Here is a 14,411-nt window from a genome sequence, read left to right on the forward strand (position 1 = left end):
TGCCTTCAGTTTGACAGGCTTGAGCGCGGGCAGCTATTCGGCCTTCTCGATTACAAACAACGGTTGCACGGCATTATTGGGATCGAGCGTAACCCTGGCTGATCCAGCGGCTCCAACCCTGGCTATCAGCACCACCGCCGGACCAACCACCTGTGCGGGCACCAATGGCAGCATCAGCTTTTCCTCCACCAATCTCCCCGACGGTACATATCAGTTGAGCTATACCGGCGCGGGCAGTCCTAAGACCGTAACGGTGGCCAGCAACGCCTTCACGCTGACGGGCTTGAGTGCAGGAAGCTATTCGGCCTTCTCGATTACCAGCAATGGCTGTACGGCGTTGTTGGGAGGATCGGTTAATTTGGCCGATCCTACGGCGCCAGTAGCTACACTGAGTAATAATGGCCCATTAACCTGCAACGCCCCTGAAGCAACACTGATAGCTACTGGAGGTGTCAGTTACACGTTTAGTAATGGAGCAACGCAGATCGGCGGCAATACAGGAAACACAGCAATCGTAAATACGCCAGGAACTTATTTTGTGATTGCTACTGACGCCAACAGTTGTACGGCGCTTGCCTCCACAACAGTCACGAGCAATAGCACGCTGGATGCTCCTTCGCTGGTTGCCAGTAGCCCAACCACAACGAATCAGCCAATATCGGTTAGTGCTATGGGCTGCACAGGCACCATAAACTGGAATGTAGCCGGTGGTAGCGGCACCTCGAGCGGATCGGTCTATACATTGACACAGCCCGGAAATTACACCCTTTCCGCATCCTGCACAGTGGGAAGCTGTACAAGCCCTATCTCACAACCCGTCGCCGTTAGTATCCTGCCGGGTGTATTTGCCATCACGAGTGTCACAACGGTGTCCTGTCAGGTTATAGATGCCGCCAGAGGTCGCTACAGCATTCTATTTTCTCCCCAATACAGTGGTCAAAACAGCAATCCGATTTCGTTCTCAGTAGTGAATGAAATGCCACCAACCACCGCGCCGGGACCGTATTCGCTACAGCTTTATCAGGACAATCCGATTGTTACACTGGTGGCTAACCAGGCCGGAAACAGCGAAGCCCGGTTTAGTTATCATTGGGTTAATGCTTGTCAGACAGGTGTTAGCCCCAATAATCCGCCTACCACGTCTGGCATACTCAATCAGATCATTACGCAGGGACAAGCCTATCAACTCAATCTGAATGCATATTTCTCCGATCCCGATCAGCAAGTACTGACCTTTTCGGCTCAAGGTTTGCCAGCCGGATTAAACCTGTCGGGAAGTGTGATCAGTGGAACACCATCCACCACGGGCGTATCGACCGTAACGATCACCGCGCTTGATCCAGGAGGATTATCGGCCAGTACGAGCTTTGCCCTATCGGTTATTCCTACGATAACGATTCCAGGTGGCAATTTTGCGATTGCGAACGTAACGACAGTGAGTTGTGCTACCGTAACCGCTTATGAGCGTCAGCTGACATTTAACCCAATCTATTCAGGGGCAACGGCGTCACCAATTAGCTTCTCCGTCGTGAATGAACTGGGTCCAACAACGGCTCCAGGACCATACACGCTACGGTTGTATATCGACCAACCAGTCATTACGTTACAGGCCGTGCAGAATGGTCAGGCGGGTAGCTATACGTATAACTGGCTGGCGGTTTGCGCAGGAACCCCATCAGGTAACACGCCACCAATAGTAGCCAATACAATTGCTCCCCAATACTCAACGGCAGGTTCTGGGTTTAATTTCCAGATTCCGGGCGCTACGTTCACCGATGCGGAGACGCCAACTAACCTAGTTTTGTCGGTTAGCGGACTGCCAAACGGCTTGAACTTTGTTGCGCCAGCAACCATCTCAGGAACCCCAACCACAACCGTTGGTTCGCCTTTCACCATAACCGTAACGGCTACCGATCCGGGTGGTTTATCGGCCAGTACCAACTTCCTGCTGACAGTAAATCAGGGCAATACACCGGAGGGCAGTTTCGCCATTGCCAACGTAACAACGGTGAGTTGTGTGGCCGTAACCACTTATGAGCGTCAGTTAACCTTTAATCCGGTATATACTGGCATAACAGGTTCACCGATTAGTTTTTCGGTTACGAATGAAATGCCGCCAACAACGGCTCCGGGTCCGTACACGCTACGATTGTACACTGATAAACCAGCCATTACGTTAGTAGCCGTTCAGAATGGCACCCAGGTCAGCTATACGTACAACTGGCTGGCGGTTTGCAATTCGGGAGCGCGGCAACGCGTTAGTCAGGAATCGACTTTGCAGGTGAGCGTACTGGGAAATCCCATTCATGGCGAAGATGTTGACCTCGAAGTTCGCGGTGCAGTTGGTTCGCCATTAAATGTATCTATGCTCAATGAAATTGGTCGATTAACCAGTGAGCGGCAGATCCCTCAACCGGCTGCATTAGAGCGACTTACACTGAAAGTAGGGCGCGATAGTGGTATCTACTTCCTGAACGTCCAAAGCGGCAACCAACAACAGGTTATCAAAATCATTAGAGATTAATTGTAGTTCGATAAAATACAAAACCCCATTAGCGATTATGTTAGTGGGGTTTTGTATTTTCAACACTCAAATTTCATAGCACTGAACAGGTTCACTCTGATTAGTGAGTTTCATATTCTGCACACGCATGTCTTTCTACACGGCTCTATCCGAATCCCAGTTTTTTGATGCCGCCCGCACTGGCGATTTAGCCTTCATTAATCAGCGCATCAGTGCCAATATCAACGTAAATCTTCAGGATGAAAAGGGATTTACGGCCTTAACGTTAGCCACTTACAACAATCATGCTGACGTAGTGAAGGCTTTGCTGAAAGCAGGTGCTGATATAAATCTTAAAGACGCCAGTGGCAACACGCCCCTAATGGGAATTAGTTTTAAGGGCTATACCGATCTGGTACAACTCCTGATTGATAGTGGTGCCGATCTGAATAGTCAGAACGGAAATGGTAATACGGCTCTGATGTTTGCCACGATGTTCGGACAAAATCAGATCGTCAGCTTATTACTGGAAAACGGCGCGGATAAATCTATTCGTGATGCGCGTGGCTTAACTGCCGCTGATTATGCCATCCAGAAAGAAAATACAGAAGCCCTGCAACTCCTTCAAAAATAAGTACAAGGCTTCTGTTACGTATCATGTAGCCATTAGTTACCACCCGGCCGCGACGGACGCACTTCGATCTTGCTTGGCAGCGTCCGGGCCGGCATACGTATTAAATCGACAACCAGCTGGCCAATATCTTCCGGCTGGATTTTCCAGGCGTCTTTTTCATTCGGTTGGTGGTTATTGAAATGCGTAGCCACCGATCCCGGCATAATGGTCGTTACTTTGATGCCTTCACTACGTAGGTCGAGCATAATGGCCTGCGAAAAACCAACCAGGCCGAACTTACTGGCGTTATAGGCAGCTCCCTTTTCAAAGAAGTTCGTACCCGCCAGACTGGATATGGTGATAAAATACCCCTCCGTTTTCTTCAAAGCGTCGATGGTCGCTTTGGCCGTATAGAACACGCCCGTCAGGTTAATATCGATGGTTTCCTGCCAAAGCTCAGGCGTTAATTCCTGGATGGGCGCAAAATGGCCTACTCCGGCGTTGGCTATCACATAATCCAGCCGCTGCCATTTTTCCAGAATAGTGCTTACCACCTGTTGCTGCGACGATAAATCCCGAACATCGGCCACTATACCCAGTGCACTGTCAGCACTGATTTGATTGAGTGCGTCGGCGGCTGCCTGTACACTCTCTTCAGAACGACCTGTAATCGCTACGTTCACGCCCTGTTTGACTAACGCTTCGGCTATGCCGTATCCAATACCTTTCGAAGCTCCCGTAATCAGAGCAACCTTTGCTATATCTGCCATGAATGAATAACTATTATTTGACGTAGCAATAACTCGGTAGCCAAATCGAAGGTTTCAAGGATTCTGAACGAGTGGGGGACGTAAAATCATAAAGAGCTGATAGGACGTTTTTAAAATAATTTAATAATCCATGTCTATTTTTGGTGATCTTCGGAAAACGTCGCTATTAGCGATGGAACCTTGTACTTTATCCGTTCATCCGGCATGAATCGTCTATTACTTTCGTTGGCTATAGTAGCCTTTCTCTCTTTTGCTACGTCTATTTCGTCCACGGCCCAACAGCCCATCTATAAAAACCCGGCATCACCGATCGAGAGTCGTGTTCGTGACTTGCTCGCCCGCATGACTAACGAGGAAAAAGTTGGGCAGCTTGCTACGTTACTAGGCTGGGAAATGTATGACAAACGAGATAATTCGATATCTGTAAGCGATAAGTTCAAGAAAGCAGTTGCCGAACAGCGAATGGGCATGCTTTGGGCCACGTTACGGGCCGACCCTTGGACGCAAAAGACGCTAAAAACAGGCTTAAATCCGGCCCAGGCGGCCCAGGCGACTAATGCCCTTCAGAAATACGTCATCGAAAACACCCGACTAGGCATCCCTCTTCTGCTGGCCGAGGAATGTCCGCACGGCCATATGGCAATCGGTACAACAGTATTTCCGACCGCACTGGGTCAGGGCAGTACGTGGAATCCGGCGCTTATTCAAAAAATGGCTGCGGCTATTGCCCTGGAAGCACGAGTACAAGGTGCTCACGTAGGCTACGGCCCCGTGCTCGACCTGGCTCGTGAACCTCGCTGGTCGCGGGTAGAAGAAACGTACGACGAAGACCCTGTGCTGAATGGACAAATGGGGATAGCGATGGTAACCGGTTTTCAGGGAGCGAGCATAAAAAGCGGGGCTAACATTATATCAACCCTGAAACACTTTACGGCCTATGGCGTACCGGAAGGTGGCCACAATGGCGGTAGCGTAAGCCCCGGTATTCGCGAACTCATGCAGGTTTATCTCCCGCCGTTTCGGGATGCCGTCGGTGCGGGGGCGCTTTCCATTATGACCGCCTATAATTCCATCGATGGAATTCCCTGTTCGGCGAACCCGTTTTTGCTGAAAACCGTGCTGCGTGATCAGTGGAAATTCAACGGCTACGTTGTGTCGGATTTGGGTAGTATTTCGGGACTGTTTAGTAATCACCACGTAGCGGCTAGCCCTGCCGATGCCGCTGCACTGGCCATCAACGCCGGTCTTGATTCGGACCTGAGTGGGTACGGTTTTGGTAAAGCGCTTCAGGAAGCCATCAATAAAGGGGCTGTTTCCATGGCCGTACTGGATACGGCTGTTAGTCGTGTACTACGGATGAAATTTGCCATGGGTTTATTCGAATCACCCTATGTCGATCCGGAAAAAGCCCGTTCGCAGGTAAAAACGGCTAGTAACGTAGCATTAGCCCGGCAGGTAGCCCGCGAATCGATCACGCTGCTGAAAAATAGCAACAACATATTACCGCTGTCCAAATCGCTAAAAACCATTGCGGTGATTGGCCCTAACGCCGACAACGTGTATAATCAACTGGGCGATTATACGGCTCCCCAGGCCGACGGCAACGTAGTGACCGTATTGCAGGGCATACGTAACAAACTTGGTTCCAATACCCAAATTCAGTACGTTAAAGGCTGTAGCATCCGCGATACGTCGACCAACACCATCGCCGAAGCCGTATTAGCCGCGCAAAAATCCGACGTAGCCGTTGTGGTGCTGGGCGGTTCCAGCGCCCGCGATTTCAAAACGGAATACCAGAGTACGGGCGCGGCCAAGGTAAACGCCACATCTATCAGCGACATGGAAAGCGGTGAGGGTTTCGATCGGGTTAACCTCGATCTGATGGGTAAACAGCTGGAACTATTGCAGGCCATTGTAAAAACCGGGAAACCGGTCGTACTGGTGCTGATCAAAGGACGTCCGCTCAATGTAAACTGGTCCGCCGAAAACGTACCGGCCATTGTGGATGCCTGGTATCCCGGACAGGAAGGCGGCAATGCTATTGCGGATGTGCTATTTGGCGATTACAATCCGGCAGGACGGCTCCCGATTTCGATCCCAAAATCGGTTGGGCAGCTCCCCATTTATTACAACTACAAAAACCCAACTCACCACGATTACGTAGAATCAGACGCTAAGCCACTCTTTCCGTTTGGGTTTGGCCTAAGCTATTCGACCTTCGAATATGGAGGACTAAAGGTCGATGTAATACCTTCTGCCAGCGATGTACAGGTGAACGTAACGTTTACAATCACGAACCGCAGCAGCCGCGATGGCGACGAAGTAGCTCAGTTATACATCAGCGACAAAGTGAGTTCGGTGGTTAGTCCGGTTAAGCAACTCAAAAAATTCGCCCGGATTCCCCTTAAAGCCGGTGAACAAAAAACCGTTACGTTCCAGCTACGGGCTAGTGATCTGATGCTACTCAATTCAGCCATGAACTGGGTTGCTGAAAAGGGCGACTTTACCGTACTGATCGGAGCCTCTTCGGATGATATTCGGTTGAAGCAGGACTTTCTGCTCCCAACGGATATTCAGGTAAAGCGATAAAACGTTCCGCTTCGCTACTATAGAGATGCCATGTCTTAAAGACATGGCATCTCTATTTTTACACGTATCCAATCAATCATTTTGTATTTTTCGCTAACCATTCCAATATATAATCCGCATCTTCCTGCCAGGTGGGTTGACCCAGTACGTAGTGATTGCGGCCTTCAAACTCCTTGTAATCCAGCACCGAGCCATTTTCTTTATAGGCTTTCAGGTTGCGATTGTTCAGGTGAGCGGGAATAATGTTATCGAGACTTCCCGACGTCATCAACAGCGGAGCATGGGGCTTATCGAAATCGACGTGGGCAGCACTGGTAAGGCCACCCCTCGCCACCACTTTTGATTCAGGGATCGTATTCTCATCGTAGGCTTTTTTCTGATCGTCCAGCGACATTTCATTCACAAACGCATACTGCCAGTCTTCGAAAGACATCAGATACGTTTTGTCCAGATCAGTAAACAGGCCCAGCGCTTTCCAGCCCGCTTTCAGGAACGAAAATTCATACGGAATAACCCCCTGAGGAGGCACGGAGTGAATCGCTACGGCGGCTTCGGCCAGATCCCGGTTTAGCAAAATCTGCGTAATAAGACCGCCCAGCGAATGGCCGATAATGATTGGTTTTTCAGGTAGTGCTTTCACAAAATTGGCGTAATGCTCAACCAGTTCGCTCAGGGTTAATTTCGCCAGATCAGTATCGTGTGGCTGGCGAGCACGGAGTTCAGCGGCAGTACCATCTTTATAAGGCCAGGCAGGCGCCAGCGTCTTATATCCTTTCGCTTCAAAATAGTCCTGCCAGGGTTTCCAGCCATGATGTGTAACGAAAGCACCGGTGATAAAAACGACGGTTTTGGGGGCATTAGTTTTCATGATTGTGTTGCGTTTTGGTGAAATTTTTCCGTTTTAACTTATTTATATCCAGATAATTGTGCTCTGGACATAACAAAGGTCGGCAACACAACACACACTAAGTTTAACCCAGGTTAAAATCGTTTTTATTGTAGTATCAAAACCATCGTTTTTTGGGGTGATAATAAAAAACCCCCGAAATCAGGCTGATTTCGGGGGTTTTTGCGGTTTTGTGGAGACGGAGAGATTCGAACTCTCGTCCAGTCAAGGAACCCGTCGTGCTTTCTACATGCTTAGGTACCCTTAAGATTGTCGGGAATCGGCCCGGTGTGTACCAAACCAAACCTCATCCGTAGGTGCTTGTTTCTCACTCAGCTGTTAACACCATAAACCGAGCCAGCGCTGCGAGTCGATGCCTCCTGATCCAACCAGCAGCACGTAGGCTGGGGAGACAATGGCTATTGGTTAATCCTCCGGATTAAGCAGCCATGGCGTAGTTATACTCGCCAGTTATTGTTTTGACGATTTGTTCGGGTCGGGAAATTCCGCCAACTCCCGGCATGCTTACACGCGACCTCAGCAAGCTGTCAATTCCGGTCGTCCCCAAAATGACTCCCTCATCGGGCGTGCTTATTACCAACCAGAACCTACCCGATTTAGTTCGACTACTAGCCTGAAATATACGCTCATTTTATTCTAACTTTAATAAACTTATTCGCTACTAGCGGGTTAAGCCGTTAACGAACTTCCTCTACTTTATAACCTAACGACAATGACTACGACACCGTTTGAAACGAACTTATTCGAGGCTCTGACTCCCTTCTTTCAGGAGCATTCCTTTGTTTTACTGCCCGATAAAAAGCAGTATCGACGTACTACGCCTATCGGTTTTCAGAATATTATACTATCCCCTTCCTTCTATGGCAATGAGACTATTCTGGAAGTGAACTTCGGCTGTAGAAATAATCAGATTGAACAGATAGCACAACAGTTTTTAAACAATATTCCCGACTTCCGTACCGAAGCCAATACGTTGATTCTTTCCATTGGCAAGTTCAACGGCTTTCAATATTTCCGATATAAAATTCACTCGGAAGACGACATTTCCGATATCTGCAGCCAGATTGAAGAGTTTTTCGTAACGAAAGGATTCGAATTCCTGGAAAAATCGGGCTCGCTGTCGGCACTGGATCGATTATTAAACGAATACCCGGCTCAACCCTGTCAATACGTCTATAATCAAACACATCGGTGTTATAAAGGGTTGATTGCCGCCCGACTCGACTATAATCCTTATTTTGATGGATTAATCGATAGCTATCGCCACCTACTGGTTCGGCAGACTCAGAATCCACATGAGCAACTTCACTTCGAACGGTTAATTAGCTACCTGCATCACTATTCGGCCAACTAACAATTATAACCTCTTCACAAAACTGATAATAGCAGGCGCAACACCTGGTGTTAATGGTAACGATGGGTCTGCATACGTCTTTATGTTTTCCAACTGACTCTCCTGGGCGTTTTTCAGTACGTGATTCATTTCGTCGAATAATACCAATTGAGCATCGGGTCTGGCGGCTTTTAACAACTCGGCTTCACTAGCCGCCACCTGCGTATCGCGTTTTCCATTAATGATCAGTACCGGTCCTTTAAATTTTTTGATCTCTACCGCCGGATCGTATTTCATCCAGGATATCATGCCCGGCTGCACGATGGGGTGTAGTACCATAATGGCTGCCTGTGCGGGTTTCTGAACGGTTTGTCCGTTACGTAGCGAATCCAGATCCCGATAGGCAAGTTGGCGCTGTTCGTCGGGCAATCCCTGTAGCTGTACTTTCAATACATCGGCAATATTTCGTCCGGCTCCGGCAATGGAAATATAGCCGTCTGCTTTTGTATCTATGGCGGCTAGCATACCCACCAGTGAGCCTTCGCTATGCCCGGCCACGATCACTTTAGAGAAGCGCTTATCCGCCTGAAGTTGTTTGATGAAGCCAACGGCATCACTAACGTAGTAGTCAAATCGGTGCTCCTGTGGCTTTATTACTTTGATGGCCGCAGGAATGTTTGTGCCCGACCCGCGTTTATCATACCGCGCTACGGCAATTCCAGCCTTAACCAAACTATCTGCTAACTGGCGATATGTACCCGCTTTGAGCGTACCAAAACCACCAATGGGTGCCGGGCTATTCCCATCCCGGTCGGTTGCCCCCGACCCTGCAATGATCAACACAGCAGGCATGGGCGTTTTGGCTTGGGCAGGTAATGTAAGCGTGCCATCCAGCGTCAGGCTAACGCCAGCCGGAGCCGTAATGGCGTAATGAATGGGCTCGTCGGTTTGCGCCTGGGCCATACCCGCCAGAAGCAGTAACCCAACCAGCAGAACTAGTTGTTTCCGATAAAGCCAGTATGAATAGCCCATAGGCACTAATGAGATAATGGCCGTAATGACCAGTACCCAGATAACCTTATATGGCTCGGGAAGAAACAGACCGCCTATGAATCCTACGACCCCGCCAATGACCCATATACGTCCCGCCAAACGGTGCGTCTTCCGCCAGTTATCCTGATTGTCGAGCGTCCAGGGCGTACGTATTCCCACAAAATAATTCGATGGTAAGCTAACCATTACATTCCCTAATGCCGCAAAAAGCAGACAGACAAAGGACGTAGTGAGCGTCGGGACGATTTCGGTCGAAATGCCGCGCCAGATCGCCCAGAACATGATGACCAGAAACCCCGACCAAAGCAGGCTAAACGACCTGCGTACGCGATCATAATTAGCCGCAGTCAGGCGTTTTTTGGGATCGATATAGGGGATAACGGTCAATATTGTATACAGGAATGCCGTTATTACGCCCATTACGGTCAGTACTTCCGTTTTATTACCAAACCGGTCAGGCTCGCCGGATATAGAAAAGTGAGTAGGAAACGTAGACGGCAGCTCATTCCAGACAATAAAAAGAAAGACAAATGGACTAGCTAACAACGTAACGAGAAGGCTTTCACGGAGTACACGATTCGCTTTCATGATTCTTACAGGAGTATAAGGTTTATTTAGGTGTTTTTTCAGAAGCTGGCTTTTCTGTTGTCTGGAAGCTCATCAGCCAGGCCAGCAACTCATCCAGTACGGTTGTATTCAACGAATACGTAATAAACTGTCCCTGCTTTACCGACTCAACCAAACCCGCCTGACGTAGCAAATCCAGATGATGGGATATACTGGGTTTTGTCATATTGAAACGGTCAGCGATTTCGCCAGCATTCAGGTCGCCCTCCCGTAACAGATCCAGTATCTCCCGACGTGTTGGATCATTCAGTGCTTTAAAGAGGTTATTCATCTGCTCGATTAAATAGTTAGACAAATATTTAATTAATTATTTAGACAAATATCTAAATTTTACTAAACGGTCCATACGGCTGATCAATGGCACTTGCATCAACTCCAGACTAACCGTTATACTAGATCAACTAGTCGTGAAAGACTATCAGTATCGAGCCGTTTTGGGGTGAAATGTCTGCCAACTGTGCCAGAACTCCTGATAAGCGGGTATTCGAGTAAGTGTAGCCATAGCCGAATTGCTAATGGGATGGCCAGACAAAGAAAAGAGCTGTTTACCAGCCGTTAACGTATCATGCCTGAGTATAAAGCGATCCGATACCAAAGGCCGTTCATACGCAAAAAAGCTTCGATCGTCTGACGCTAGCACAAGCATAACGGGCTTCCCTCCTAATGTATCGCTGATAACCCGCTCGCGCTTCAGGCGATTCCAGTCGTACGCTTTTGTTTGTTTATTCAGCTCAAGGCCAATAACCCAGGATTTTTCACGCCACGACAGGCTATCGGTCTTTGTTAAGTCACTACCTCCTTTGCCGCGTTCATATTTATCCAGTTTTGCATACGATGCATTGTAGGCTGTATCTGGCTGCATAATCAGGCTATTCGGGTGAAGCGCAAGCCACTGTTTCATCGTCATTTGCTGACTGAATACTTCGGGCAACGTATCGCCACGGAGCGGTCCTGCAACGGCTTCTCCGTTGGCCTGGCGCCACCAACTCCCCGTTGTGGCATCTTCGAACATGGCATTAAAATGATCCATCCCAACCAGTCGAAATAACTCAGGCTGGTTATTAACCACCGGCCGAAAGACACGCGCTGTTCGGCAAACTGTACAATACGTAACAATAACAACCTGTCCGCCAACCGTATCTCGAATCTGGTGATGATAACCGACGTACTGGATAGGGTACGCTTTAGCCTGCCCATTAAGCGACACACCCACTATTTCCCGGTCCAATTTTACAACCTTATTATCACGCGCCGTTGAAAAAACCAAACGGCCGGGCTGGTAAAACATATGATCGGCCGCCATCCGGAAGTTGAAAGCATATCCCACCCCAGCCACCAGAACCAGTGCCAGGAGAGCCAGCCATCTTGTTTGCTTAAAGGCATTCGCAATGCCCAACATAATCAGAACGGCAAATAACATCCGATAAATCCAGCGCGACGAATACAGAAAATAGGCCAGATCGATACTGATCATTCGCTGGCTACCAGGCATGGGCATGATAAAATAAACGTTCGCTATTTCGAACAGTATCATGCCAACAACACCAATATAGAAAAGGATTTTCATCGTAATCAATCGAATTAATAGAACTCGTAGCGTATACGTTTAGAAGAACAGATACCCTATGGTAAGGCAAAAGCAACGTATTGATTGCCTTTTCTGGCCCCAAGTTTTGCTCCGCCACAGGCAATTACCACAAATTGCTTTCCATCTACCTGATACGTTGCAGGCGTAGCAAACCCAGCGGCTGGTAAATCGGTTTCCCAAAGCAGTTTTCCCGTCTTTTTGTCGAAAGCACGAAACTTCTCATCCTTGGTGGCCGCAATAAAAAGTAGTCCACTTGCCGTTACCACCGGCCCCCCATAGTTTTCGGTACCGGTGTTTTTAATCCCTTTTTCTTTCAGAGCTTTATCTTCGCCAAGCGGCACTTTCCAGAGGTATTCGCCTGTGTTCAGATTAATAGCATTCAGCGTTCCCCAGGGTGGTGCAATGGCTGGATACCCTTTGCTATCCTGAAATTTATTGTAGCCCGTTACTTTGTAAGGCAGATAAGGCTGTTTGCTCTTCGTAGCAACGGCTCCGCTCCCCACTTCCTGCTTTTCGTCGCCGAACAGGAAAGCAACCAGAGCCTGCTTCTCCTCACCCGACAAGGCAGTAAATCCGGGCATCATCCCTTTACCGTTACTAACGATTTGTGTTACGTAAGCCCGATCTCGTCGCTGACCTATATCTACTAACGATGGATAACCACTCCGGGCATTGCCCTTACGCTCTGGCCCGTGACAACTAATGCAGTTTTGCGTATAAACGCGCTGTCCTGGGCTAAGGTGCGCTAGTTCATCGTTTTTGGGCGCATCGATCATCTTGAATATCCAGGGCACATCGTTAGCGTTTACGTACAAAATACCCTCCGGATCAGCAGCGGCCCCACCCCATTCGGCGCCCCCATCGGTGCCCGGAAACATCAGACTCCCGCGTTTGCTGATTGGCTCATAAAAGCGCGTGCCAACCGACCGAAAGACGTTTAGCAGCGAATCCCGGTCGCTGGAATGTGGATTAATATCGGATTCGGTCATTGTTTGCCGGGCAAACGGAGCGGGTCGTTGCGGAACCGGCTGCGTTGGCGCCGTTACTTCGCCGGGAATATCTGATTGGGGAACCGGAACTTCTTTAATCGGGAACAACGCTCTGCCGGTCACCCGATCAAAGACAAACACAAAGCCCGACTTCGTTACCTGCGCTACGGCGTCAATGGTTCGAGGTTTACCGTCGGGGCCATTCTGGCGTACGGTTACCAGGTTAGGCGGAGCCGGGAAATCACGATCCCACAAATCATGGTGAACGGCCTGAAAATGCCATAATCGCTTACCCGTACGAGCATCCAGCGCCAGCAGGCAATTCGCAAACAGATTATCGCCCAGGCGATTGCCGCCGTAAAAATCATAGGACGGCGATCCGGTCGGTACGTATAAAATACCCCGACGGCGATCGACAGCCATGCCCGACCAGTTGTTGGCGGCCCCGATGTCCGGGTTTCGATACGCATCTTTGGGCCACGTTGTATAGCCCACTTCGCCCGGTCTTGGAATAGTGTAAAACGTCCAGGCGAGTTTCCCCGTCCGAACGTTGAACGCCCGAATGTAACCCGGAGCGCCCCCTACTTCTTCGGCCACTCTGACGGGCATCACAATCAGATCCTCGAAGATGGTACCGGGCGTATTGGAAATGATGAATTTATCTTTGGCGGCCGCTCCTAAACCGTCGTGCAAGTCTGCCGTCCCATTGTCACCAAAGCTCGGAATAGGTTTCCCCGTTCTGGCGTCCAGCGCGTATAGCTTCGGCCCGACAGTGTATAAAATCCGCTTATCATCGCCCGATTGCCAATAGGCCACTCCCCGACTCGTACTATGCCATACTTTGAGTGGATCACCAAACTTCCACAATTCTTTACCCGTTTTGGCATCGAGAGCAAACGCCTGTACAGTAGGAGTTACGCCATACAATACACCATCAACAATAATAGGATTGGTCTGGATTTGCCCGCTATCGGGCGACGCGTACGTCCAGGCGACCTGGAGTTTTGTTACGTTCTCGGGCGTAATCTGCCTTAAAGCGGAATAATGGCTTCGGTCCGGCCCTCCCAAATATTCGCTCCAGTTTGTATAATCGTTGGGCTTATCGTCGGTTGCGTTCTGGGTAAACTGAGCCCACCCCAACAACACAATAGCCAGGGCGCCGATTGGCAGGAAGATTCGTTTCATTTAGGTAAAGGAGTAGTACAGCAAATCTACATCAAATGTCTAATTCCGGTAAGAATCAGGATTCATTTCTTCATGTTGTCTGCCATCTAACTGGCGAAATAACCATTCACATAAAAACAAACCGGTATTATGCTTTGCATAGTACATTGCATTGCCTTTAAACAAACGAGGAACGTACTAGATAACATGTCCCCTGGTGTTCAGTATCGGACCAAATGCTGTACGCAATCGGACAATACTACCAACAGGCATGT

The 14,411-nt window shown here is 49.1% G+C and carries 10 protein-coding genes and 1 other RNA gene; 4 read left to right on the plus strand and 7 right to left on the minus strand.

Going from position 1 to position 14,411, the window contains the following annotated elements; genetic code table 11:
• A partial coding sequence (locus GK108_RS24410; protein ID WP_163954145.1) for a putative Ig domain-containing protein occupies nucleotides 1-2,524 on the plus strand: 2,524 nt, incomplete at its 5' end.
• A gap of 127 nt (nucleotides 2,525-2,651) precedes the next feature.
• Nucleotides 2,652-3,137 carry an ankyrin repeat domain-containing protein gene (locus tag GK108_RS24415; RefSeq protein WP_163954146.1) on the plus strand — a complete coding sequence of 162 codons (486 nt, stop codon included), beginning with the start codon at nucleotides 2,652-2,654 and terminating at the stop codon, nucleotides 3,135-3,137.
• 32 nt (nucleotides 3,138-3,169) lie between these two features.
• Here the strand turns inward: GK108_RS24415 and GK108_RS24420 are convergent, their stop codons facing one another.
• Nucleotides 3,170-3,886, minus strand: a complete 717-nt coding sequence (locus GK108_RS24420; RefSeq protein ID WP_163954147.1) for an SDR family oxidoreductase — start codon at nucleotides 3,884-3,886, stop codon at nucleotides 3,170-3,172.
• A 204-nt stretch (nucleotides 3,887-4,090) separates the two neighbouring features.
• On the opposite strand from GK108_RS24420, the gene GK108_RS24425 reads away from it, so the two are divergent.
• Nucleotides 4,091-6,475 carry a glycoside hydrolase family 3 N-terminal domain-containing protein gene (locus tag GK108_RS24425; RefSeq protein WP_163954148.1) on the plus strand — a complete coding sequence of 795 codons (2,385 nt, stop codon included), beginning with the start codon at nucleotides 4,091-4,093 and terminating at the stop codon, nucleotides 6,473-6,475.
• Nucleotides 6,476-6,551: 76 nt separating this feature from the next.
• Here the strand turns inward: GK108_RS24425 and GK108_RS24430 are convergent, their stop codons facing one another.
• Together GK108_RS24430 and ssrA are read right to left on the minus strand one after the other, a co-directional pair.
• Nucleotides 6,552-7,343 carry an alpha/beta hydrolase gene (locus tag GK108_RS24430; RefSeq protein WP_163954149.1) on the minus strand — a complete coding sequence of 264 codons (792 nt, stop codon included), beginning with the start codon at nucleotides 7,341-7,343 and terminating at the stop codon, nucleotides 6,552-6,554.
• Between the two features lie 209 nt (nucleotides 7,344-7,552).
• Nucleotides 7,553-7,927, minus strand: a transfer-messenger RNA (tmRNA) gene (gene ssrA / locus GK108_RS24435).
• Nucleotides 7,928-8,094: 167 nt separating this feature from the next.
• Between ssrA and GK108_RS24440 the strand changes: the two genes are divergently transcribed.
• Complete coding sequence (locus GK108_RS24440; protein ID WP_163954150.1) at nucleotides 8,095-8,736, plus strand: hypothetical protein; 642 nt, start codon at nucleotides 8,095-8,097, stop codon at nucleotides 8,734-8,736.
• Nucleotides 8,737-8,739: 3 nt separating this feature from the next.
• Here the strand turns inward: GK108_RS24440 and GK108_RS24445 are convergent, their stop codons facing one another.
• The 4 genes from GK108_RS24445 to GK108_RS24460 all read right to left on the minus strand — a co-directional run bounded on the left by GK108_RS24445 (nucleotide 8,740) and on the right by GK108_RS24460 (nucleotide 14,157).
• Nucleotides 8,740-10,356 carry an alpha/beta fold hydrolase gene (locus GK108_RS24445; RefSeq protein WP_163954151.1) on the minus strand — a complete coding sequence of 539 codons (1,617 nt, stop codon included), beginning with the start codon at nucleotides 10,354-10,356 and terminating at the stop codon, nucleotides 8,740-8,742.
• A 22-nt stretch (nucleotides 10,357-10,378) separates the two neighbouring features.
• Nucleotides 10,379-10,666: an autorepressor SdpR family transcription factor gene (locus GK108_RS24450; RefSeq protein ID WP_163954152.1), complete on the minus strand. Its 288-nt coding sequence runs from the start codon at nucleotides 10,664-10,666 to the stop codon at nucleotides 10,379-10,381.
• Between the two features lie 147 nt (nucleotides 10,667-10,813).
• Nucleotides 10,814-11,962 (minus strand): DUF3179 domain-containing (seleno)protein, encoded by a 1,149-nt coding sequence (locus GK108_RS24455; RefSeq protein WP_163954153.1) that lies wholly within the window; start codon nucleotides 11,960-11,962, stop codon nucleotides 10,814-10,816.
• Nucleotides 11,963-12,018: 56 nt separating this feature from the next.
• The gene (locus tag GK108_RS24460) at nucleotides 12,019-14,157 is read right to left on the minus strand and encodes an outer membrane protein assembly factor BamB family protein (protein WP_163954154.1); all 2,139 of its coding nucleotides are present in this window, start codon (nucleotides 14,155-14,157) and stop codon (nucleotides 12,019-12,021) included.
• Nucleotides 14,158-14,411 lie beyond the last annotated feature (254 nt).

This window comes from Spirosoma terrae, from assembly GCF_010435915.1.
Classification (GTDB): Bacteria; Bacteroidota; Bacteroidia; order Cytophagales; family Spirosomataceae; genus Spirosoma; species Spirosoma terrae.

Excerpts from the sequence above, each read along its gene's own strand:
- GK108_RS24415 (WP_163954146.1), top strand. The coding sequence starts at position 2,652 with ATGTCTTTCTACACGGCTCTATCCGAATCCCAGTTTTTTGATGCCGCC.
- GK108_RS24420 (WP_163954147.1), bottom strand. The coding sequence starts at position 3,886 with ATGGCAGATATAGCAAAGGTTGCTCTGATTACGGGAGCTTCGAAAGGT.
- GK108_RS24425 (WP_163954148.1), top strand. The coding sequence starts at position 4,091 with ATGAATCGTCTATTACTTTCGTTGGCTATAGTAGCCTTTCTCTCTTTT.
- GK108_RS24430 (WP_163954149.1), bottom strand. The coding sequence starts at position 7,343 with ATGAAAACTAATGCCCCCAAAACCGTCGTTTTTATCACCGGTGCTTTC.
- GK108_RS24440 (WP_163954150.1), top strand. The coding sequence starts at position 8,095 with ATGACTACGACACCGTTTGAAACGAACTTATTCGAGGCTCTGACTCCC.
- GK108_RS24445 (WP_163954151.1), bottom strand. The coding sequence starts at position 10,356 with ATGAAAGCGAATCGTGTACTCCGTGAAAGCCTTCTCGTTACGTTGTTA.
- GK108_RS24450 (WP_163954152.1), bottom strand. The coding sequence starts at position 10,666 with ATGAATAACCTCTTTAAAGCACTGAATGATCCAACACGTCGGGAGATA.
- GK108_RS24455 (WP_163954153.1), bottom strand. The coding sequence starts at position 11,962 with ATGAAAATCCTTTTCTATATTGGTGTTGTTGGCATGATACTGTTCGAA.
- GK108_RS24460 (WP_163954154.1), bottom strand. The coding sequence starts at position 14,157 with ATGAAACGAATCTTCCTGCCAATCGGCGCCCTGGCTATTGTGTTGTTG.